At 61.7% G+C, this 21671-nt stretch carries 26 protein-coding genes; 19 read left to right on the forward strand and 7 right to left on the reverse strand.

Annotated features, from left to right (window positions below; all coding sequences use genetic code 11):
- Positions 1-192: 192 nt before the first annotated feature.
- On the reverse strand, positions 193-990 hold the full coding sequence (locus BLW75_RS27155; protein ID WP_034314799.1) for an HAD family hydrolase: 798 nt from the start codon (positions 988-990) through the stop codon (positions 193-195).
- Positions 991-1565: 575 nt separating this feature from the next.
- Here BLW75_RS27155 and ssd point away from each other — a divergent pair.
- Genes ssd through BLW75_RS27175 form a run of 4 tightly spaced genes read left to right on the forward strand, consistent with a single transcriptional unit; the run spans position 1566 to position 5090 of the window.
- Positions 1566-2639, forward strand: a complete 1074-nt coding sequence (gene ssd, locus BLW75_RS27160; RefSeq protein ID WP_034314803.1) for a septum site-determining protein Ssd — start codon at positions 1566-1568, stop codon at positions 2637-2639.
- On the forward strand, positions 2636-3778 hold the full coding sequence (locus BLW75_RS27165) for a TadA family conjugal transfer-associated ATPase (protein ID WP_091598391.1): 1143 nt from the start codon (positions 2636-2638) through the stop codon (positions 3776-3778). Before ssd ends, BLW75_RS27165 begins: the two co-directional genes overlap by 4 nt.
- Positions 3775-4518, forward strand: a complete 744-nt coding sequence (locus BLW75_RS27170; RefSeq protein WP_034324930.1) for a type II secretion system F family protein — start codon at positions 3775-3777, stop codon at positions 4516-4518. Before BLW75_RS27165 ends, BLW75_RS27170 begins: the two co-directional genes overlap by 4 nt.
- Positions 4512-5090, forward strand: coding sequence for a type II secretion system F family protein (locus BLW75_RS27175; protein ID WP_034324928.1), 579 nt, complete (start codon positions 4512-4514; stop codon positions 5088-5090). Before BLW75_RS27170 ends, BLW75_RS27175 begins: the two co-directional genes overlap by 7 nt.
- Positions 5091-5546: 456 nt before the next feature.
- On the opposite strand, the gene BLW75_RS27180 is transcribed toward BLW75_RS27175, so the two are convergent.
- Together BLW75_RS27180 and BLW75_RS27185 are read right to left on the reverse strand one after the other, a co-directional pair.
- On the reverse strand, positions 5547-5753 hold the full coding sequence (locus BLW75_RS27180; protein WP_091598394.1) for a DUF397 domain-containing protein: 207 nt from the start codon (positions 5751-5753) through the stop codon (positions 5547-5549).
- Between the two features lie 7 nt (positions 5754-5760).
- Positions 5761-6591 carry a helix-turn-helix domain-containing protein gene (locus BLW75_RS27185; protein ID WP_091598397.1) on the reverse strand — a complete coding sequence of 277 codons (831 nt, stop codon included), beginning with the start codon at positions 6589-6591 and terminating at the stop codon, positions 5761-5763.
- Between the two features lie 306 nt (positions 6592-6897).
- Here BLW75_RS27185 and BLW75_RS27190 point away from each other — a divergent pair, with 306 nt between their 5' ends.
- The 7 genes from BLW75_RS27190 (at position 6898) to BLW75_RS44215 (ending at position 10260) form a co-directional block, all read left to right on the forward strand.
- Positions 6898-7284, forward strand: coding sequence for a recombinase family protein (locus BLW75_RS27190; RefSeq protein ID WP_091598400.1), 387 nt, complete (start codon positions 6898-6900; stop codon positions 7282-7284).
- Positions 7277-7534 carry a hypothetical protein gene (locus BLW75_RS27195; protein ID WP_143055360.1) on the forward strand — a complete coding sequence of 86 codons (258 nt, stop codon included), beginning with the start codon at positions 7277-7279 and terminating at the stop codon, positions 7532-7534. The genes BLW75_RS27190 and BLW75_RS27195 overlap by 8 nt, the downstream gene beginning before the upstream one ends.
- A gap of 10 nt (positions 7535-7544) precedes the next feature.
- The gene (locus BLW75_RS27200) at positions 7545-8093 is read left to right on the forward strand and encodes a hypothetical protein (RefSeq protein ID WP_091598406.1); all 549 of its coding nucleotides are present in this window, start codon (positions 7545-7547) and stop codon (positions 8091-8093) included.
- 23 nt (positions 8094-8116) lie between these two features.
- On the forward strand, positions 8117-8476 hold the full coding sequence (locus tag BLW75_RS27205; protein ID WP_034309945.1) for a hypothetical protein: 360 nt from the start codon (positions 8117-8119) through the stop codon (positions 8474-8476).
- 57 nt (positions 8477-8533) lie between these two features.
- Positions 8534-9271: a DddA-like double-stranded DNA deaminase toxin gene (locus BLW75_RS27210; RefSeq protein WP_034309947.1), complete on the forward strand. Its 738-nt coding sequence runs from the start codon at positions 8534-8536 to the stop codon at positions 9269-9271.
- Positions 9265-9684, forward strand: coding sequence for an Imm1 family immunity protein (locus BLW75_RS27215; protein WP_034309950.1), 420 nt, complete (start codon positions 9265-9267; stop codon positions 9682-9684). The genes BLW75_RS27210 and BLW75_RS27215 overlap by 7 nt, the downstream gene beginning before the upstream one ends.
- Before the next feature lie 237 nt (positions 9685-9921).
- On the forward strand, positions 9922-10260 hold the full coding sequence (locus tag BLW75_RS44215; protein WP_395766728.1) for a phospholipase A2: 339 nt from the start codon (positions 9922-9924) through the stop codon (positions 10258-10260).
- Positions 10261-10626: 366 nt separating this feature from the next.
- Here the strand turns inward: BLW75_RS44215 and BLW75_RS27225 are convergent, their stop codons facing one another.
- Positions 10627-11529 (reverse strand): hypothetical protein, encoded by a 903-nt coding sequence (locus tag BLW75_RS27225; protein ID WP_034309953.1) that lies wholly within the window; start codon positions 11527-11529, stop codon positions 10627-10629.
- A 272-nt stretch (positions 11530-11801) separates the two neighbouring features.
- On the opposite strand from BLW75_RS27225, the gene BLW75_RS42400 reads away from it, so the two are divergent.
- The 8 genes from BLW75_RS42400 (at position 11802) to BLW75_RS42405 (ending at position 18993) form a co-directional block, all read left to right on the forward strand.
- Positions 11802-12140 (forward strand): hypothetical protein, encoded by a 339-nt coding sequence (locus BLW75_RS42400; protein WP_143055361.1) that lies wholly within the window; start codon positions 11802-11804, stop codon positions 12138-12140.
- A gap of 59 nt (positions 12141-12199) precedes the next feature.
- Positions 12200-12391 (forward strand): hypothetical protein, encoded by a 192-nt coding sequence (locus BLW75_RS27235; RefSeq protein ID WP_034309957.1) that lies wholly within the window; start codon positions 12200-12202, stop codon positions 12389-12391.
- Complete coding sequence (locus BLW75_RS42955) at positions 12375-12533, forward strand: hypothetical protein (protein ID WP_158005373.1); 159 nt, start codon at positions 12375-12377, stop codon at positions 12531-12533. The genes BLW75_RS27235 and BLW75_RS42955 overlap by 17 nt, the downstream gene beginning before the upstream one ends.
- Positions 12534-12829: 296 nt before the next feature.
- Complete coding sequence (locus BLW75_RS27240) at positions 12830-14707, forward strand: type IV secretory system conjugative DNA transfer family protein (protein WP_034309959.1); 1878 nt, start codon at positions 12830-12832, stop codon at positions 14705-14707.
- A gap of 6 nt (positions 14708-14713) precedes the next feature.
- On the forward strand, positions 14714-14977 hold the full coding sequence (locus BLW75_RS27245) for a hypothetical protein (protein ID WP_034309962.1): 264 nt from the start codon (positions 14714-14716) through the stop codon (positions 14975-14977).
- A gap of 35 nt (positions 14978-15012) precedes the next feature.
- Entirely contained in the window at positions 15013-15669 is a 657-nt protein-coding gene (locus BLW75_RS27250; RefSeq protein ID WP_034309964.1) for a replication-relaxation family protein, read from the forward strand.
- 212 nt (positions 15670-15881) lie between these two features.
- Positions 15882-18155 (forward strand): SGNH/GDSL hydrolase family protein, encoded by a 2274-nt coding sequence (locus BLW75_RS27255; protein ID WP_091598418.1) that lies wholly within the window; start codon positions 15882-15884, stop codon positions 18153-18155.
- Between the two features lie 130 nt (positions 18156-18285).
- The gene (locus BLW75_RS42405) at positions 18286-18993 is read left to right on the forward strand and encodes a hypothetical protein (protein ID WP_143055363.1); all 708 of its coding nucleotides are present in this window, start codon (positions 18286-18288) and stop codon (positions 18991-18993) included.
- A 71-nt stretch (positions 18994-19064) separates the two neighbouring features.
- Here BLW75_RS42405 and BLW75_RS27260 read toward each other — a convergent pair whose 3' ends face one another.
- The 3 genes from BLW75_RS27260 to BLW75_RS27270 all read right to left on the reverse strand — a co-directional run bounded on the left by BLW75_RS27260 (position 19065) and on the right by BLW75_RS27270 (position 21646).
- The gene (locus tag BLW75_RS27260; protein WP_091598421.1) at positions 19065-20507 is read right to left on the reverse strand and encodes a tyrosine-type recombinase/integrase; all 1443 of its coding nucleotides are present in this window, start codon (positions 20505-20507) and stop codon (positions 19065-19067) included.
- Positions 20507-20737 (reverse strand): helix-turn-helix domain-containing protein, encoded by a 231-nt coding sequence (locus tag BLW75_RS27265; protein ID WP_091598424.1) that lies wholly within the window; start codon positions 20735-20737, stop codon positions 20507-20509. Before BLW75_RS27265 ends, BLW75_RS27260 begins: the two co-directional genes overlap by 1 nt.
- 87 nt (positions 20738-20824) lie before the next feature.
- On the reverse strand, positions 20825-21646 hold the full coding sequence (locus tag BLW75_RS27270) for a replication-relaxation family protein (protein WP_091598426.1): 822 nt from the start codon (positions 21644-21646) through the stop codon (positions 20825-20827).
- Positions 21647-21671: the final 25 nt, after the last annotated feature.

Genomic DNA, 21671 nt, shown 5'->3' on the forward strand with positions numbered 1-21671 from the left:
TTCTCTTCTACCTGTTCCCTGGCCGACCGAACGTCCGCACCTACTTTCTACGCCGTGAGCCGGGTCACTTCAAGTGCGCAGACGGGTGCACCGGTACAGAGGCTCGATCTAGTGACACGGGCACCCTGCGCGACGGACAATTCGCGGCCCTGACTGCGAAAACCGGTCCGGTACCGCCGTGTGGGTGTGCGCTCAGCGGATGCGTTTGCGCCGGTTGTAGCCGTACCAAGTGGCCCCCGCGGCGACGGCGCCGAGCGCGACCAGCCCGGCCGAGCGCGCCGGGATCCGGGTCCGCAGCGACATCGGGTGCTCGAAGGCGAGGATCTCCCAACCCTGCTCCGTCGCGTGCTTGCGCAGCACGCGGTCGGGGTTGACCGCGTGCGGCCGTCCGACGACCTCGAGGAGCGGGATGTCGGTGCTGGAGTCGGTGTACGCGTGGCACTGGGTGAGGTCGTAGCCGTAAGTCGCCGCGAGCTGCTTCGCCGCGACGGCCTTGTTCTCGCCGTAGCAGTAGAAATCGACTTCGCCCGAGTAGCGACCGTCCACGATCTGCATCCGCGTGGCCACGCTGCGCGTCGCACCGAGCATTTCGGCGACCGGTGCGACGACCTCCTCGCCGGTCGCCGACAGCACCACGACGTCGTGCCCGTCCGCGCGATGCGAGGAGATCAGTTCCGCCGCCTCCGCGTAGACGAGCGGGTCGACGACGTCGTGCAGCGTTTCGCGGACGATCGCGGAGACCTGCGCGACGTCCCATCCGGCGCACAGCGCGGAAACCTCGGCCCGCATCCGCTCGGTCTTCGCCGCGTCCGCGCCCGCGAGGGAGAAGACGAGTTGGGCGTACGCACTGCGAAGCGCGGCTCGGCGGTTGATCAGGCCTTCGCGCAAAAGCGGCTTGCTGAAGGCCAACGCGCTCGATGACGCGATGATCGTCTTGTCGAGATCGAAGAACGCCGCGACCTGATTTGGCGTCGTGCTGGGTCGGTCCACTCGCCAAGGATAGGAGAGCCGGACCGGCGAGCGCCCGTTGGTCGACCACGATCGGTCCGGCGCGGTGGAAAATCCACGACCGCGTACTCGATCCGGCGTGTCGTGCCGTTATCGAATTGTGGGTACGGAGGTCGCCCGCAACGGGCCGGTGTCGGAGTTACAGTGAGATTGTCCGGTGTTGCACCGGGCCCAGGTTCAGTCCGACCCCCCGGGGCTGAACCCCAGGCGGCCCTCGTCCCTCCCCCCTGGCGAGGGCCGCCTCCTTTATCCCTTGTGGTGCCGATGGTTCAGACCTAGTCGCCCGCGAAAAGCGTTCCAGGACAAGGCTGGAATCGCCTGAAGTTCGTTAACTTTCTTTTCTCTCAACCGTTTCATGCTCGCGCCCCCTGTCGAAAAGGTGACGTGGATTCGTGCGGTGAAGGACCGACGAAAACCGTGGGAAACCGGTTTCTCGCGGCGGAGTTGTCCACAACACCCCGGTTGTCCACAGGTGGGACGGAATGGCGTTGTGCGCGGCGGGGACCGGCGCGACCGTGGAGACATCACCCGAGTCCGACCGAATCACTGGGGGAGCCATGACCGCGGAACATCCGCTCGTCGTCGCCGGCGACGACATCCTGCTCGACGAGATCCTGCGCGTGGCCGCGGCCGCGGGCTGCGAGGTCGAACGCGCACCCGATCTGGCCGCCGCCCGCGGAAGGTGGGCCCGCGCGCCGCTCGTCGTGCTCGACGAGGAAGCCGCGAGCGCGCCGAACCGCCTGCTGCGACGGAACAAGGTCCTGCTCGTCTGCAAGGGCGCGCCGACGCCGGTGACCTGGGAGCGTGCCTTCAACACCGGTTCGGAGAAGGTCCTGTCGCTCCCGGACGAGGAAGGCGACCTCATCGGCGAGTTCGCCGACGTCGTCGACGGGCCCGCGCGTGACGACGGCGTCGTCATCGGGATCATCGGCGGGCGGGGCGGTGCCGGGGCTTCCGTGCTGGCGGCCGCCGTCGCATACCAAGCGGAAAAGTCCGGCACCGGCGGGCTGCTGGTCGACTGCGACCCGCTCGGCGGCGGGGTCGACGTCCTTCTCGCCGCCGAACGCGATCGCGGGCCCCGCTGGCCGGAGCTCGAACTCGGCGGCCGGGTGTCCATGGCCGCTTTGAGCGAAGCCCTGCCACGAAAGAAATACTCGACCGGCTCACTGTCCTTTGTGTCCTATGGCAGGGAAGGTCGCGGCCCCGGGCCGGAGGCGATCGAGGGCGTGCTGAACGCCGGACGGCGGGCGGGGCGGACGGTCGTCTGCGATCTGCCGAGGTATTTCGGCGCCGAGACGGCCACCGTGATCGGGCTGGCCGATCTCGTCGTGGTCGTCGTCCCCGCGGAACTTCGTGCCTGTGCCGCGGCGAAACAGGTCCTCGCCAGGCTCGAACCCCACGCGACGAGGATCGGTGTCGCGGTCCGCGGACCGTCGCCCGCCGGGTTGATCCCGCAGGAGATCGCCGACGCGGTCGGCGTCCCGCTCATCACGTCGATGGGCCGCGAGCGGTCTCTCTCGGTCGCGCTCGACCGCGGTGAATTCGTTCCGAGACATCGCGGGCACCTGGCCACGGCCGCCACCGAAGTCCTCGCGGCCGCGCGCGGGAATCTGGCCGGTGCCTCGCGATGACCGAAGATCTGGTCGAGCGGGTCCGGCGGCGGCTGGCCGGATCGGCCGCCCCGGCGGATCCGGTGAGCGTCGCGCGGGCGGTCCGCGCCGAAGCGGGCGGCGCACTCGGTCAGGACGCCGTACTCGGAGCGGTCCGGCTGGCCCGCGACGAGTTCGTCGGCGCCGGCCCGCTCGCGCCGCTTCTCGAGGAACCCGGCGTCACCGACATTCTCGTCACCGCTCCCGACAAGGTCTGGGCGGACACCGGTAAAGGCCCCCGGGAGACGGAGGTCCGTTTCGCCGACGAGGAGGCGGTCCGCAGGCTGGCCCAGCGGCTCGCTCTCGCCGGCGGGCGGCGGCTGGACGACGCGCAACCGTTCGCCGACTGCTGGTTGCCGGGAGTGGGGCCGCAAGGCCGGGTCCGGATGCACGCGGTACTCCCGCCGCTCGCGCCCGCCGGGACCTCCCTCTCGCTCCGGATCCTCCGGCCGGCCACCCATGATCTCGCGGAACTCCGGTTGCGCGGGGTGTTCGGCACGAGTGGCGCGGAGCTGCTCGACTCGGTAATCCGGCGACGGCTCGCGTTCCTGGTCTCCGGCGGGACGGGGGCGGGCAAGACGACCTTGCTCTCCGCGTTGCTCGGCGCCGTGCCGCCGGGCGAGCGCATCGTCTGCGTCGAAGACGCCGGAGAACTGCAACCGGACCATCCGCAGTTCGTCAGCCTGCTCACCCGCCCGGCCAACGTCGAGGGCGCGGGCGAGGTCGGGCTGAGCGAACTGGTGCGTCAGGCGTTGCGGATGCGTCCGGACCGCCTGGTCGTCGGAGAGGTGCGCGGCGGGGAGGTGATCGCGTTGCTCAACGCGATGAACACCGGGCACGAGGGCGGTGGCTGCACCCTGCACGCCAATTCCTCGGAGGAGGTCCCGGCACGCATGGAGGCGCTGGCCGCGCTCGGCGGGCTGAAACGGGACGCGCTGCACAGCCAGCTGACGGCGGCGGTGCGGGTGGTCCTGCACATGGTCCGGCTGCCGAGCGGGATCCGGCGGCTGGACGAGGTCGGTGTCCTTCGGTCCTTTCGTGGTGAGGCCAAAGTCGTTCCGGTTTGGAGCAAAGGCACCTGGATCGGGGACGAGACGCCCTTCGAGGAGCTGGCGGCATGAATCCCTGGTTCCTGCTCTCCTGCGGCGCGGGGCTGGCCTGCTGGCCTGAGCCGACGGTGCGCGCGCCGATCGCCTGGCGTTCGCCCCGGGCGGTTCGGGCGGGTTGGTGGCCTCTGCCGGCGCTGCTCGTCCTGCCGTTCCTCGGGATCGGCTGGGCGGTGGCGGTGCTCGTGTTCACCGTGACCGTCCGCCAGGAGGTCCGCTCGCGGGCACGGGCGAAGGCGGCGCTGGCCGAAGCCGAGCTCACCGCGTCCGTGCTGCGGACGATGATCGGTGAACTCCGCGCCGGCGCCCATCCGGTGACAGCGGCCGAAGCCACCGCGGAGGCGATCCCCGCGGCGTCCGAGCGGCTGCGCGGACTCATCGCGGCCGCCCGGTTCGGCGGTGAGACCGTCGCCGATCCGGACGCGCCACCGGCGCTGGTGAACGCGTGGACGCTCGCGAACCGGTTCGGGCTGCCGATGGCCGACGTGCTCGACGCCGCGCGGCGGGACGCGGAGGCGGGAATCGGCTTCCGCTGTCGGCTCAAAGCCAAGATGGCCGGTCCCCGGGCGAGTGCCGCCGTGCTCGCGGCACTCCCGCTGGTGTGCCTGCCGCTCGGCGAGGCGATGGGGGCAGGCCCCGTCCACGTCCTCACCGGGACGGGCGCCGGGCAGCTGCTGCTCGTCGTGGGCAGCGGACTCATCTGGGCGGGCACAGCATGGTGCCGGGCCCTCACCGGGCGGGTGGCGTCATGCTGACCGGCGCGGCGTTGATCCTGCTGGGCGGTGCCGTCTTCTGCTGGCCACACGTGGCGGCCGGAGGCATAGCGCGGCCAAGCCGACTTCTCACGCGGCTTCGGGAACGCCCGCCCAGGGACAAAGGCACCTTCGAACTCGTCCGGTCCGCGGCCACCCTCGACCTGCTGGCCGCCTGCTTGGCCGGCGGGCTGCCCGTACCCGTCGCGCTCGAGGCCGTCGTGCCGACCGCCTCTCCGAAGACCGCGGCGGCTCTGCGTTCGGTGGCGTCGCACCTCGCCGTGGGTGTCGGGCCGGCGGAAGCCTGGGCGCCGGTCCGTGACCGGCCTGGCCTCACCGAACTGGCCGTCGCCGCCGTCCGGACGGCGCGGGCGGGCACCGCGCTCGCCACGCACGCGAAGGACCTCGCGCGAAGACTGCGCGAGCCGCTTTCCACCGAGGCCGAGGAACGCGCGGAACGGGCGGGGGTGTTCCTGGCGGCCCCGATCGGCCTGTGCTTTCTCCCCGCGTTCCTGTGCCTCGGCGTCCTGCCCGTCGTGCTCGGCCTCGCCGGACGGCTCGACGGCGTCCTCTGAGCGCCGGAGAGCGGCGCTGAAGAAAAGCGCGAGAAGCGATCGAAGACGTGAACCCGCCCGACGGACGGCCGCGTCGATCGCGGTCGCGGGTTCACCGACCGGCAACCACTGAAAGGCGATTCCCTTGAACAAGCTTCCCACCTTCCGCGAAGACGACGGCATGGCGACGATCGAATAGTCAAGTGTGTGTCTATGCATCCCCTGGCAAGGGGTAGTTTACCAGCGGAAACGGTCTTTTCAAGATCGTTTAGGGTGTGGGTCGCCGTGTGTGTCGGCCCACGGGCGCTAGGGCTCTGACAGGGGCGAACGTGGGAGGTGGGAAGCGGCATACCCCCGCCGTTTGGGCTCCTTGGGCAGGTGCTCACGGCCGGTAGTCCTCGGTAACACCCCTGCGGATGACGACGCAAAGAAGCCCGCCTTCGCAGCGCGAAGAAGGCGGGCTCTAAGCAGACGGCATTACGGTCGCCGAAACTCGCCATCTTCTACGCCACCGATAAACGCGTCCCACTCCTCGGGTGTGAACAGCAGAACGGCTCCTGCCGGGTTCTTGGAGTGGCGTACAGCAGTCACTTCGCCCACGTGCGCCACCTCGACGCACTGGCCGTTGCCGCTGCTCCGTGAACTCTTCCGCCACTTCGCACCCGACAGATCAACTTCAGTCATGGTCTACCTAACCTCCCTTCGCCTTCACGTCGTTGGCCACTTCCCTGATGAGTGAGGCCGAGTCGTTGGGGCTGTGCGCTACCGCCACCAAGTTGTCGAAGATGGCTTTGTACCGGCTGATGTCGGCGTCCGACTCCAAGAAGAGGTCGCCTGCCATCGAGTCGATGTAAATCAGGTCGGTGTCCATCGGGTCTTCGAAGTCCATGAGGACAAACTGGCCTGGCATACCCGGGTGAGCACCGGCGCTAAACGGGATGACCTGCAACGTGATGTTGGGCGCTTTCACCATCCGCCTAAGGTGCTCAAGCTGCGCGCTCATCACGGCAGGGCCACCGACCACACGACGCAAGGCTGCTTCATCGACAACTGCCCAGAACTTGAGCGCCTTGTCCTTGGTGAGAACGGCTTGCCGCTCCACGCGTGCCCGGACGCGGTCTTCTACCTCGTCGTCGGTCGCGGAAGGAAGAACGCCACGGATGACAGCGCGCGCGTAGTTCTCGTCCTGGAGCAAACCCGGCAGGAACAGCGACTCGTAGTTCCGGACGCTCTGCGCCTCGTTCTCGAAGCTGATGTAAGCCGTGTACTCCTCGGGCAGCTCCGAGTGATATGGCCGAAGCCACCCCTGCTTGGTTGCGTCCTTGAGGAGCGCGAACAGGTACTCGCGTTGTTCAGCCGGGACCTCGTACAGGTTGAGCAGTGCCATCAAGGTGCGCTTCTGCGGTTTGGCCTTGGCGGTTTCAATCCGGTAGAGCGTTGCCTCGTTGATGCCGGTTTGCTCGCTGACGTGTTCGCGGCTCAAATCTGCCGAACCACGAAGACGGCGCAGCTCAGCGGCCATACGGCGTAGCCGTACGGAAGGTGTCTGCCTCCTTGGCGCCACGGTGTCGATCCTTCCTCACCCCTTCGGTCGGGGCCACGTAAGTGTGGCCTGCCTCTACGTCGCGCTCCAACCCGGGGGCGAACGCACGACTTTCAAATGCAAGGGTTGCGTTTGCTGCCTTGCGGAGGCATTCTTGCATGCGGTACCGGTCGTAGTTCTCTGATCTACCGACCGTGACCACTCCAAGCGGTCGGGCTGGCGGGGGTGCACCCCGACGTCCTCTCGTCAGACCGACCGCCCAGAAATCGCGTGAGGAGGGCTCGGGTGACCACACTTGCCAAAGATCAAACTGGGACGTGGGACTACGACAAGGTGCCGGAGGCGGCGGTCACAATGCCGCTGGCCTACGGGTACATGCGGGTACCGGCCGATGCGCCCGATAGCAAGGTGCTCGGCACCGAACGAGCGATGCGCATTTATGCCGCGAAGCTCGGCTACTACTTGATCGAGATCTTCTACGAGTTCCACTGTGGGTCGCAGGAGACGTTCAACGAGCTCGTTCATGAGCTCCAGCGGGCCGACGCCCACGCGGTGGTCGTTCCGTCGTACCGGCACTTCGCCCGCAGCGTGCTCCTCCAGAACAACTTCGTCGCGAAGTTGGAGTTTGACGCCCAGGCCAAAGTATTCGAGCTGCGTGGTGCCGATGTCTAACCACGACAGCGACATGTCGATCGTGGCGCAGCTACGCAGCATCAACCGGGAAACCGGCATGTTCGTCTCGGGTGTCCTCTACGACACCATCACGGAAAGCGACCAAATCAGGTTCGCCACGAAGCTTGCCGACTTGGCTCTTGCCATCAAGAACCGCGTCGAGAGCGGTACCCACAACCTCGTGCTCGAAGGGACTGTCTCAGATGACGGCCTTGCTGCCAGTGACGACGTCCCGCCAAGCGCCTCCTGAGCCCGCCACGATGAACGAGCGCCCCAAGCACTACGACACCTTGGTGCTCGCGGCGTTGCCGACGGCGGTCGGCTCAGCGCGGTCGTTCGTCGTTTCAAGACTGGAGCAGTGGCAAGCCCCGGCCGTGGTCGGTGATGCGGTGCAGCTCGTTGAAGAGCTGGTGGCAAGTGCTGTCGAAACGACTGGGATTCCTGACCCTGCGGCGAACTGGTCGAGTGCCGATCGCTTGGAGCTGCTGACGGTGACGCTGCTTTGCTTCCGCCGGAGCATCGGCATCGAGGTTCGCGACAGTGACCCTTACCCGGCACCGCAATTGAGTGAGCTGAACACGACGTCCAGCCCACTCCAAGAAACGCTGGAAACCGTCACGCTTCGCTGGGGCGTCATGGCTTTTGGGCGCGGCAAGGTGGTGTGGGCCGAGCTCCCGGTATACGAACGGGCAGATAGCGGCTTGCCGATACGACGCCCTAACCCGACGCCGTACCCCCGGCGACCACCGGAACAGCGGCCAGACATTGATCTTCTCCGACGAGTTCGAGACGGCCTGGAGCCCTTGTAGCCCTCCATCTCTAGGCATCCTCCTTGTCGGAGTTCGGCGCCCCCTACCTTCCCGCGCCTGGTAGGGGGCGCACCTACTTTTTCATCCACTACCGCAAGTACGAGAAGGTCAGGTTCTTGAGTTCTTTCCAGGTGATGAAGTCCGATATCGCCGTCACGCAGCAGTTCGTTGAAGCGGCGGCTCTAGCGGCCGCAACGTTTTGCGAAAACGCCGAAGCAGCGGTGCAGACGTTTGCTCGTGTGGCTCCGCATGCCAGCCATCACCCGCAAGTAGGGCAGGTAGATGGTCAGCTGCAAGCGTTGGCAGAACTTGCCCGTCAGGCAATGGCTCTCAGTATGAACCTCTACCACGCGGTCGAAGACGTGGATAAGTTGTTCAGCTAGCGCCTGACCTGCTTGTATAACCCCTTGAGCGATCTTGCTTGAGGGGGTGAGAGCGACGTGGCGGTCGAAGATGTTGTCCGAGCCGTGGGCGAAGCAATCACCAAGCTGCCCACCACCCAGCTTGAACAGGCGAACCAAGCGCTTCAAGAAGCCCACGGCACGTTGGCGCGCGTTACCGAGGGCACGTTCGACCCCGAGGCACAGCAAGCCATCGCTACCTTTGGCAGCGGCATCGAGGACGTAGGTCGCGTTCAACAGTTGGTCGCCAGAGCTCGGCAAGCCCTTGATGGGTATCTCGGCAAGCTCGGCGACGTTGAAACCTCACCTCCAAGCGGCAGCCGGCGGGGCCAGGCCGCGGCGACTGCTGGATCGCCGCAACCAAGCAAGCTGGATGCTGACAAGGTGGAGGAGCTACGTTCCGAGCTGCCACCGCCGGTTCCAAAGCCCAACCCGGAGAGCAAGAAGACCCACGGCCGGTGGGTGGACGCTCAGGGCACCGTGCAACCGATCGTTAGCGGTGAAGACGAACATTCAGAAGCGGCAGCGGAGATGTTCAAGCAGGCGGGCGTACCCCCGAGCAAGAAGCTCGCCATCACGGCGCATGCCGAAGTGAAGGTCGTGGTGCAGATGGTGCAAGCGAACCAAGCTCACTCCGAAGTCGTGGTGAACAACCGGCCGTGCCCTGGTCCATTGGGCTGCGATGCGTTGCTGCCTGTCATACTTCCCGATGGTTCGTCACTCACCGTGCACGGGCCGAACTACCGCAAAACGTACACCGGAGGCAAGAAGTGGTAGCCCTGGAAATCTGGTACGACCAGACACCGGACAACGAGCTGAGCGAAGGCGACCCGGCTATCGTCGTTACCACGCCGAGCGAGCTTGACCAGCTGATTGAACGCATCTTGCGCGAAACAGCCGACCATGTCGCACCCCCGATGATCCAGGTAGCGCTCGCTGGCGTGGAACGTTCACCAGTGCTTGAGGTCGGCCTCGGCAAGGAGAAGGGCTTCATCGGGTACACCTCCCGTACCGAAGGTGGCTGGACTGTTGGAGACGGCGACCCCGATGCCGTAGTGGAGTACATCTACAGCGGAAACGTCAGCGAGGTTCCTGCCAGCGTCGAAGTACCGATGGCGGACGTCCGGTGGGGCGTGCATGAGTTCCTGCGGACTGGGGAGCGGCCGAGTATGGTTGAAAACGACGTGTGAGGTGCACGGGTTGAGGTCATATGCCCTCAGTTCACGTGCTTGCTTGTTAACTTCTTGGCTCTCCGCAAGCAGGGCTGCGTCCTTCGATGATGATCCTGCCTGGTCAACCGGCAAGGCATCGTCTGAAGGAAGAGTCTAGCCAAGATGGCAAAGATATTAGGTAAAGGGTCTCCACGGGAGAGGAAAGGTGCCGCGCGAACCAAGCGCCGGTTCGCGCGCGGTCTCGCGATCATCGCAATGGCTACCTTGCCGCTGTTCGGAAGCACGTTCTCAGCGAGTGCTCACAGTGGTGATCACTGGTGGCCTACGGATGGTTGCACGGCCGCACCTGAGTACTACTTCAATCACCCGTGCGTCCACCACGATGGGTGCTACGCATACCACTGGGCTGACCGGGGAACCTGTGACAACTGGTTCCTCAATGACATGCTGGCAGAGTGTCGCAAACTGCCATTTGAGATAGTGGGTAGCTGCGGCGGCGTTGCTTTCACCTACTACGGCGCGGTCAGGTTATTCGGCGGCAGTTTCTACGATGATTCACAAATCACGGCGAGGATTTCAACGCCTATGGCGTAGTATCCGCTAACAGCACTAGAGGCTGGCCCGAATTTCAGGGTCGGCCTCTAGTGTTTTTTTCGACGCGACACGATCAGAGCGATTACGCCCACGACAAGTTGAATCAAGAACATGACAACCAGGAGCCCAACGCCAATATTGGCGCCGACCTGATTTGCCGCAGGTGCCACTGCGCCGTTGAGCAGGAAGATGACGGCGACGAGCGCTGTAACTATTTGCGACGCAAGCGATATTCGAAGCAAAGTAAAATTATCCATACATTTCTATATTAGTATGGACGCTGCGTGGCGTCAATTAGCCACCGTCTTCTTAGAAAAAGTATCCGCCAAATATAATCATATCTCTATTATAAGCATAAGCGTTTCTTTATTCAATGGGTGACCATCGCCACGAAAGGCCGCAGGCTTCATTCTCTACATTTAAGAACTCGTGAACGTAAAAACCAGCCGGGTTGACTTCTAGCTGTTGCTCCGGCTTTGGCTTGTTCTTCGAGGCAAAGGGATCGGCGCCGCGAAACCACCATATCTCGTGAACACTCTCAGGTGCTTCGAACTGAATACGCCTAATGACATGAGCTATGGGCGCTTTCGTGTAGTTGGAGTCCTCCGGCGAGATTGGAATGCTGCTGTTCACATTCACTATCCATGAGAACCGGCAGCGTCCCAGCTCGTCAGCCTTCGCCTGATCAAATTCGAGTACGACGAATACAGTGCCGTCGTCGCTCTCCTCGGTGACGGCTACCGAGCAACCCGAACCAGCGCTAATGCGTGCGACGCCGCGCCGTGGGTCGTCCTCGTAGCCGTACCGAAAGACAAAATACCTAACGGTAGGCACGACAGGGCGGACGACGACAGTGTAAACGAGCTTGTAAAGTACGCGCTCCTTGTTCACGTACACGATGTCTTCCTGAAGGTCGACGGCGTAGCCGCGCCTGAGGAGGTAGGGGTCTGACTTCGGGTCGAGGAAGAGTTCGTCGATGTCATTCTGTTGCAACCCGGTTGGGCGTGGCTTCTTGGCTCGATCGAGGAGCCCCATCAGCTCGGCGTACTGCCCACCAAACGAGACGTACGCCTTGATGAAGTTTTCCGACGGTGCGGTGTAACCGCCTTCCACGTTCGATACGTGCCCTGATTTGAAGTAGCTGCCGTCACCCTTCGGTACCTCGTAGGTCGTCTTGCCCGCAGTTTCGCGGATCTGCCGCAAGGTGGAGCCGAGTGCGGCGTAGTCGCTGTTCAGTGGCTGGCGGCTCGTCGTGCGATCTGCGGACACGCAGTTACTCCTCAGTGCCAATGGTCGACCGGTGTGCTTGCTGTTGAGCCCTTGCTTGCTTGTTAGAAGTTAGCGCCTTAAGAAGCAGCGGATTCCGTGTTTGGCTGGCCCCAGCACAGTTGAACGGGATCGAGGAGCGGTGAGGCCCAACCGGAACCTGAGAAGCATTCATCTAACCCGCCGATGGATTTGGATTTGAGTTTTAGCTTTCAGCCTTCCGTATCCGGTGGCTGTGTCAATCCCACGTTTGTCGCAATGTGAAGGATAGTTCCGTGAGCAACGAATTCAGTATCACCCGCACCAACTCTGATTCTGGGAACTGGCCCGCGTGGCCGGGACAACGCCGTGACCAGCGGGAACTTGAGCGGCGGATATCGACCGCTATGTCGGAAACGGTGGCAAGTGCAAATGTGAAGGTTCTTCAAGCTGAGCTGCGTAAGCGGTTCACCGAGAAGTCGATGTTCGACGTCGCCGACGTGATGGGGCTGTTTAAGCAGCTCACCGGGGATGACCCGACGATTGCCGCCGCCTTGGCGCCGATCGTTCAGGAGTACGTCCGGGAAACCGCTCGGGATGTACGTAACTTCGACGGCTTGTTCGGGAGTTTCTGATGGCGGGGCCGTTCGTGGTGCTTTTGGTGGTAATCGGTGTGGCACTTGGCCTACTAGCAGTGGCGTTCATCGATAACTGGGCGGGGAAACGGCGCCCGAAGCAGAACATCCAGCTGTCACCGCTGCTCATGAACCTCTCGACCAACAAGTACGCCGTCATGAACAAGATGCGCGCCGTCGCCGACGAGCACCGCTCTAGGAACAAGGACATGGTGATCTTCCCCGAGGGCCGCGATGAAGACGGTACGTAACTGGCTGGTCATCGCGCTCTTGGCGGTGGTGATGCTCAACCTGCTGGTGGACGCGGTGGAGCCGTTCGTCCCGTACCTCATCGTCGGCCTGGTCGTGGTGCTGCTGCTCGGCTTCATCTACTACCGCCGGTCGAGGTGGTGACGGTGCCGCTCTTCCACGCCAGTGGCGACTCGTACCGGGCGTACACCCTGAGCTTTCCGTCCGATCTCCAAGCTGCGCAGGTTCAAGGGTTCCTCCGGGCAGCAAGTGGCACGTCACGTTCATCGTGGCGGCGGTCGCCAACGATGACGTTTGAACTATGGGCAGCCGGCCGCGGCCTCACCTTTCGGCTGTTGGTTCCCCCTGACCAAGCGGACTACGTCGCGTCGCAACTTCGGAGTTCACTGCCGGGCATTCGGGTGACACCGCAGGCCAGTAGGAGCTACCCGGTTTGGACGATGGCCGTTGAACTTGGCATCACCAACCCGTTGAAGCCGCTTTTCGTCCCGGTGGTCGAGCAGGTGGCAACGACAGTACTTGCCAGCGTGCAGGGGCTGACGACCGACGAAGTTGTGTTGTTGCAGCTCGTGACCACCCCGGCCCCGCGCGAGAACCCACTGATCTCGTCCCCGGACACCGGGCGCTGGAAGGGAGGGAGCACCGCCGACACGAGGCAGCGGAAGAACGGAGGCGACAAGCGCGGGGAGTTGGGCGTACTGGCAGTGCTGCGCATCGGTGTACGGGCGACGACAGAGATTCGCGCTCGTCACCTTCATGCGGCGGTGTCCTCAGCTCTTGCGAGCGTGCGCAGTCCGAACACTCGCTTCAAGAAGAAGCTCGGCGTCCCGAAGAGCGTCGTGAGCAGGCGCATCGAACGGGCAGCCGGAAGCCTCCTCTACGGGGCGCAACTGTCGGTCACCGAGCTGAGCGCCGTCATCGGGTGGCCGATCGGTTCACCTCACGTGGCCGGACTTCCGGTGGGGCGAACCCGTCAGCTTCCGGCCGGTAGCGCGGTTCCCAGCGTCGGTCGCGTAGTGGGGACGTCCAACTTTCCAGGCGCCGAGCGGCCGGTCGCCGTCGCCTACTGCGAGGCCACCAAACACATGCACGTCCTCGGGCCGACCGGCACCGGGAAGACGACCTTGCTCGCGAACATGGCGGCTGTCGACATGCGGCAGGGCTACGGCGTCATCGTGCTGGAGAGCAAGGGTGATTTGTTCCACCTGGCGATGAACGCCGTACCGCGCAGCCGCATCAAAGACACGATCGTGCTCGACGTGAACGACACGGCCTACCCGGTCGGCTTCAACATCTTGAACTCGAGCACCTCGCACTCGGCGGTCGACGAGTTAAGCGCGCTCATCACCAGCATCTACGGCGACAACCGAGGGGTGTACGCCCCGATGCTGCTCTACTACGGCTTGCACGCCTTGGCCCAAACGCCCGGCTGCACCTTTATTGACCTGCCGACCTTGCTGACACCGCAGAGCCCGGAAGAAGCAGCGTGGCGTGACCAGCTCGTTCGTGACGTCACGAGTCGAGACGTTCGGCAGTTCTGGCAGCGGTACCTGAACGACAGCCGTAAAGATCAAGATCGTATGGCCACGCCGGTGCACAACCGGATTTGGCAGCTCGCCGTACGGCCGGAGATTCGCAACATCATCGGGCAGAGCACGAGTAGCTTCACCTTCGAGGACGTGCTGAGCAGCGGAAAAATCCTGCTCATCAACCTCAACGGCACGCGCGTGGGGGAGATGACCGCCTCCCTCACCGGCACACTCCTGATGAACGCCATCTACTCGGCCGTACGCATGGTGCGGATGAAGAAGCCGTCCTTCCTCTACCTGGACGAGTTCCAGGACTTCGTGAACTTGCCGGTGAACGCAGCCGACTTGCTCGCGAAGACGCGCTCGTTCGGCCTCGGGTTGGTGCTTGCCCACCAGGATTTGGACCAGCTCAGCAAGGTACGCGGCCTTGAACAGGCAGTTCTTGCCAACGCTAGGACAAAGGCGGTCTTCCAAACCAGCGCAAGGGATGCCCGCACCATGCAGCGGGAGTTCGGCCGCTGGGTGAGCGAGGACGACTTCTTGAACCTCGGGGCCTACGAGGCGATCGGCCGGATTGCCACCGCGGACGGCGTGAGCGCCCCGATCACGTTCATGGCGAACCCGCCGTTGAAACCTACCGGTTACGCCAACGCTATCCGCGCGGCAAGCCGCACCGCCTACGGCCGACCCATCGAGCAAGTAGAAGCCGAGATCGAAGCGCGCCGGCGAATGGCCGGTGATACCGCCCGACCCAAGCCCAAGCTCGGGCCGCAGAAGTGGGAGAAGTAACCGGCCATGCACCACACGACCCGGGACGTCCTCGGCGAGGCTGCCTACTTGCGACGTTCCTGCGACATCCTGATCGACCAGCTCAAAGAGATCGACCGGCTGGCAACCGGCACTGAGGAGCTAGCGCCCGTCCACGAAGCTGCCGTGGCCGACGCCAACGTGAAGGCCGCGGGCGCCAAAGAACACCTGGAACTAGCAGGCCGGTACATCGGCCAGTGGAAGCAGGCTTTAACGCAAACGTTGGTTGGGGGGCCACCGTGGTCGTTGTAGGAACCAGCGGGGAGCTTCCCGAACGCGACCGCCACGTGGTCGAGCTGGTGGCGAAGTTCCGCCAGATGACGCGGGGGCAACTTCAAACCACCGTGTTCGCCGAGAACGCGTCGGCGACGCCGCTTGATCGCACGTTGAAACGCCTGGTTGAACAGAAACACCTGACCCGGCTAGCGCGACTAGTGGGAGGAGACAAGGGAGGCTCAGCGCAGTACGTCTACCAGCTCGGCCGGGCTGGGTGGAAGTTGCTGGACAAGCCGGGGGCGTACTGGGCACCGCGAGCAGTAAACCTCCACACGCTTGCCGTCGCCGATTGCTACACCTGGCTCAAGCAGGCCGAACACCGCGACGAACTCGAAGTCATCCAGTTCACCACCGAGCCAGAGTGCCACCAGTCGGTAGGTAGCGTGCTGCTCACGCCGGACGCGTACGTGGAGGCAGGCAACCGAGCTGAGCAGGTTAAACGCGCCTACTGGCTGGAAGTCGACCGAGGTACCGAGCATGTCGGCACGCTCAAGGAGAAGTGCAGCCGGTACCAGGATGCGTACCGGCTCTGGCAAGACACCTACTTTCCTCAGGTGCTTTTCGTGGTGCCGGATGAGCAGCGGGCCGAGCTCATTCGGAAGGTGGCGCGTGGTGGTGCCGAGACTCTGTTTGAAGTACGTACCTGCGGCAATCTGATGCTCTGCTAAATCGACTTTCGAGGCGTTCCAAAAACCGAACCCTAGAACCCCTTTGCCTGTTGTCTTTTGCACTATATGCGAGAGGAGGCCGTGTATGTCATAACTAGTTTGGCTCTTCAAGCTAAGAAGGGCATCGAGGGTGACATTGTCAAAACCTGGCTTGAGTCATCTTCTATGTCTCCGTTCATTCACAATCAAATCAAAGGAAGAGGGCAAGTGCCATGCGCAGAAAAGCGCAACGGCCAGCAGTCGTTGTACTGCTGACCTTGGTCGCCTCGTTCATAGGGGTAACCACCCCTGGAGCGGCGTACGCGGCCGAATCAGTACCAGAATTGCAATGGCCTGCGGTCGACGTGGGTCGCAGGGACATGCCGCTCGTCGAAAGTCCGACAGGCAGCATTACGTTGGCCTGCACGACGCTTGACAACGGGCAAGACCTGGTGACCTACGATGACACAGGTCAGCAGATCCGCCGGATCGATCGCACCAGCATCATCGACGGCGTGCCCAACTGCATCAACGATCCCGTTGTAGACAAAAATGACGACCTATACGGAATTCCGTCTGGTGTCGTCAATGGCTACTGGGCAGCTGGTCCAAACCTGCTCGCCTACGATGGCAACACGCTGAAATGGAAGTATCCCGTTCACTGTGGGAACGACCAGGGTAATGATGTCGTTGTTGGTGCCGATGGCAACATCTACGCGACGGTCTACAACAACGGTGTTCACCTCATCGGGTTGACGCCCGAGGTGGAGCCGGGCACGACTCAGCCAAAGAAGATTTTGGACATCGTGATCCCGAACGATTGCAGCATCAGGTTGCATCCCTACAAGGATGGCATCATGGTGCACGGCCAATCCAGTGGTAAGCCGCGCTATTACAGCTACGGCGGCAAGTTCCTTGGTGAGGCGACAATCGACGACATCTGGTATGAGAAGCTGAACGCCGATGGGCAACTGTTCGTCGGCAAGTATGTTTCCGGGAGTTACCGGAGCGCGCGCGTTGACATGTACGATCCGCGCACTGGAAAAGTGCGGACGACACCGGCTTCAACGCCGGGTGCCAATGTCAACGGCGTCCAGGTCTATCCGCTCCAGGGTGGAGGCGTGGCCGCACTCGTCAATGAGCAGAAGATGATTTCCAGCGGCGTGCCGGCCACGCCCGAGGAATACATCAACACACTCGTGACGATCAATTCCGCCGGAGTCGTCACTGAGGCCATTCACCTGACCAATACGTACTCTCAAAACGGGGTCACCGGCACCTTCGGTGGCACGTTCGTTTCGGCGGAGAGCAACGGCAAGATTGCGGTGATCCGAGAGCTGAACCTCAACACGGGCATCAGCTGGCCACCGACCGTGCCAGCAATCGTCATTGGTGCCTACAGCCCCGCGAGCGAGACGTGGAGCTACCAGGCAGTCATGCAGGGTGATTTGGGCAAGAGTGGTGGCCCGAGCGGCTACTACTTTAACTACAACCACTTCGCCCATGCCATGGCAGTCAGTAACGACACGGTGAGCTTTATCGCCAAGTGCTCCAACAACTGCACCAACTACAGCCCAAAGCTGTATGCAGTCAAGGTGACTGGACTTGGGACAAGTTACCCACGAGGTGATGTCCTGAGCGCCAACACCGGTACACAACCGGCACCGCGGAGTCTCATGGCACTTGGTGATTCCTTCTCTGCTGGAGAAGGAATCGAGCCGTTCATGGACGGCAATGTGTGTCACCGCAGCACCCAGGCGTACTCACGGGTCCTTGGGACAGACCCGTACACCACGCTGCAACTGGACAAGTTCGTGGCGTGCTCCGGCGCGAAAACGACGCATGTTCTCAACGGGTGGTATGACACCGGCCGCAACGAATCGCCGCAAATCAGCGCACTGACCTCGGGAAGCCCGAAGATCGTCACCCTCACCATTGGTGGGAACGACATCCTCTTTGCGGACTTCGCGAAAGCGTGCATCCTCGACACCTGCAACTTCAGCAGCGGCGTGTACAACAACTCGCTGAACGCGATCAACAACACGCTCGGAGGGAGCCTGACAAGTACATACAAGAAGCTATTGGAGGTTACCCAAACTTCCGGCGCGAAGATCTACGTGCTGGGCTATCCGCAAGTCATCGCCGACAAGTCAGTCAATGAGATTGGCGATGCACGCTGCCCCTACATGTACGAAAGTGTTCCAGTGGCAGCAGGGCGATACTGGGAAGATGCCCGCGCAGCGCGTGACATCGTCACCAAGCTGAACACGAAGATCACCGACACCGTGGATGCGGTGCGGGCACTCAGCACGGACAACCAGCGACTGGTTTTCGTCTCGGCGACGGGTACCAGCTCACCGTTCGATGGACACGAAGTGTGTTCGTCAGGAGAGTCCTATTTCCACAACTTCGACCAGGCACTGAACAACACCGCCTACGTGTTTCACCCGAATGTGAAGGGGCAGGCGGCCTACGCTCAACTGGTACGCCAGGCCATCGGCGAGTAACACCTCGACAACAGAATAACCTGAAGAGCCGACGCCCCTAGCTTCAATGCTGCCCACAAGGCTGCTGGAGCTAGGGGTTCTTCAATTTGTGGATTGATTTAACTAAATCGCCTGTTAAAATAGTGAGTATATGCCAAGCGTAAGCAAAAAACGATCATCGAGGACGAAGAAGAGCGCCAACAGACCTTTGGGTGTCTTTAATGACGCGCCGACGCCGGTATACCTGAAGGTCATTATTGCCGTCGTGTTGGTGCTTCTCCTGGTTTGGTTCCTCTTCTTTATGGGCGGTCATAGGTACAGCGTGGGCAGTAATGAAGTGAAGAATCGTATTCAGGCAACGCTTGAGGCGACTCAACTTTCTGGTAAGCAGCTTGCCTTAAATGTAGAAGACCTGGGGTGCGACAGCGGAACGTCGGTGGGCCTCCGAACACGTATTGAGTGTTACATGGAGGGCTACAAGTACGTTGAAATAACCGGAGACAAGAAAGCCGCTCTAGCCCTGGCTAATGCCAAGATTGAATCTCTAGGCTTCAAGAAGGAGCCCAATGGTGATTATGAGAATCAAGTACTTGACGGGGCCAAGGAAGGCGATGTCCATTATGTAAACAAGCTTACGACTGCAAGGCTTGGTTGGTCTACTTTTCCACCATCGAGTGTAAATGGTCCGGGCTCCACAGCTATTTCCGAGGCACTTTCATCACACAGAATTAACACTCCCAACGACGGGATTACAGTTGTAGGTGTGGTAGTACGAGAAGTATATTGGACTTGTTCCAGTGGCAACTTAGACATGTGGGGGCTGAGCTGTTCATTTCCGCCACACGTGCCGAATCAATAGCAAGTGTTTGTTATGGTGGAAAAGTCAAAACAGAAAATTAATAAGAGACTCACCTTGCGCGACAGGATTGACTAGATCCCCGCGTCGACAGGTGTTCTGACGGCTAAGTTGACGGCAACTGCACCCAATATCCACTGCCTCGTACGGTTCTTTACAGACTCTTGCACCTCTGTAATACGAATGAAAGCGGTGTGCTCGAACGTCCTGAAGAGCCTTGTGTCCCCAGTTCGAGTCTGGGAGGAGCCACCAAAGAAAGTACCCACCCAACAGAGGTGGGTGTTTTCTTTGGGGCGTATGCTCTGAAGGATTTTGGCGGCTAAGTCGTGACTTTGACGGCTAAGTTGACGGCTACGCGCACTGCTGTCACCGCCCATCGTAAAAAGCTGTTGTTCAACCTTCTCTAAAGCAGCACGCTTATTCTCCATGCTGACATGCGTATAGATGCCGGTTGTTCGCAGGTCGCTATGCCCGAGGATCGCTTGCGTATCGCGGTCTTGTACGTCGAGATTCTTTTGTGCCGTGGCGTTGGAGTGGCGAAGCCCGTGCAAGGTGATGCGCTTAAGGTTGTGCTGGGTGCAAATACGCTGGAATGATCGAAATACATTGCGCGCCTCAATTGGTCGTCCCGTCTTGGTGGTGAAGACTAACTCTTCAACGTCACCGCTGCCTTGCCAGGTATCGCCAGCCGCGGCCTGGGCCGCGGCTTGTTTGGCTCTCTGTTCTAGAAGTGCTTCTTTGGCGGCGAGAAGCAACGGTTCATCACGGCGACTCGACTCCGTTTTGAGCGGTACAACCTGTAGGGCTCGGTCGATGCGTTGAACCTGCTTCCGGATGTGCAACTCGTTACGGGCGAAGTCAACATCGCACCACCGGATACCCCGTACTTCGCCACTCCGGAGCCCGTAGAGCGCAACAATCAAGAACAGGGAGTAGAGCGGATCAGACTTTGCAACTTCAAGGAATATTCGCAGTTCATCGGCGCTCCAGTAGGCGGCCTCCGCAGGCTTGTATCTCGGAAGTTCGACGAGTCGGGCGACGTTGCGGAACAAAAGTTCCTTCCGAACTGCCCATGCAAGTGCAGCGCTCAGTACCTTACGTATCTGAAATAGACTCGCCTCAGTGGTACCGGTGCCATGGAGTTGGTCGAGGAAAGCCTGCACGATGCGAACTGACAATCTACTGAGGGTGTAACGTCCTAAACCTGGCTTCAGATGGAGGCGGACTATGCTTTCCGATCGCTGGTAGGTGAGAGGCTTTCGCTTAGTGCGCACCGCCTGCTCAAGCCAATAATCGAGATACTCGCCAGTCCGCCAGCTTTTATCTGCAACTGGAATGCCTTGTTGCTGCTTAGCCTTAAGGTCGGTCAACTTCTCGTGGACGTCGCTGCGGGATTTCCCGTAGATTCTTACTCGCTTGCGAATACCACTAGCTGCGACTGAATAAAAGGAAGCTTCCCAGCGTCCGTCCTTGCGTCGGTAGATTGAACCCTCGCCGTTTGTGCGACGGCGAGCCATTACGCATTATCCTCCCGTGAACGCTGATTGATGAAGGATTCAAGCGCTATTTGGGGGATGAGCCGGCGACGGCCAATACGTATCGATTCAAGTTGACGCGAGTTGATAAGTTGGTAGAGGGACCACTTGCTGATGCCGCCGAGCTTCTTACGTGCTTCCGGCACGCTCAGCAAGAGCGGCGTAGTCGCTCCAGAAGTTTTGATGGTTGATTCAGTTTTCTCTTCTTCCATATGCCTCCTACTATTATATTAAAGTTTCACGCGTTTCGGGAAAGATTGCCCGCAATCAGGGCGGCCCGCGGCTCCATCGTTGGTCGGTCATTTCTCGCCTCCTTCTTGCGTCTGCGCTAGAACCGCTGCACCGCCTGCGAGGAGCCCGACCTCAAAGAGCGCTTGGGTTTCGGTGGCGAGCTTCTGGATTACCTGCGTGAGCTGCGTCAGGCGGAACTCGTCCTTTACCAGCCACACGACCTTGGGAAAAACCCCGCGTTGTTGTTGCTCTGCGCCGGACTGCCAGTAGGCGATGAAGCGCAGACACTTTCGGCGGATGGTCGGCGCCCGCTCTGTACCAAGGTCGACCTCGACGAAGCTGCTGCGCTCAACGGCACCGATGCCAAGCCGGACGTATGCGTCGGGCTTGACGATGACCATCTCGCCGCCCTGTCCGTGGTGGTAGCGCCAGCAACTTGGTTCACTATCGAACTGAAGGAGGTCGGCGGCGTTCTGCCAGGACTGTTCAACCAGTTGAACGTAGAGTTCAGAAACCGCCAGCATGTGATCCTGGAAGTACGGCCTGGTCTCCCACGTGCGTCGACGTCGCTTACCGAGTGGTCCGCCGACATCCAAAACGGCTTGCCCAAGGCCCGACAACCCGTAGATGTATCCGGCCGAACCTGCACGTACACCCCCGATAACGCGGGCCAGCCGCACCACGAGTTGGAGCTTGTGAAGTTTCTGGAGTACCTGTTGAGCACGGCGAACGCGAGCGTTGGGCGAACCATCCGCCACGTGAAGGCGTTGTAGTTGCCGAAGACTCAGCAGGCGGACCTTCTGGAGTGAAGTAAGTACGGCGAGGTCTCGCGGGCTGAGTTGTTGCCGAAGTCGAGTGACCCGCCCGCCGGTTGCAGCGGGAAATCTCATCGTGAACCTCTTGGTGATGAGATAT

It is taken from the genome of Amycolatopsis lurida (genome assembly GCF_900105055.1).
Taxonomy (GTDB): domain Bacteria; phylum Actinomycetota; class Actinomycetes; order Mycobacteriales; family Pseudonocardiaceae; genus Amycolatopsis; species Amycolatopsis lurida.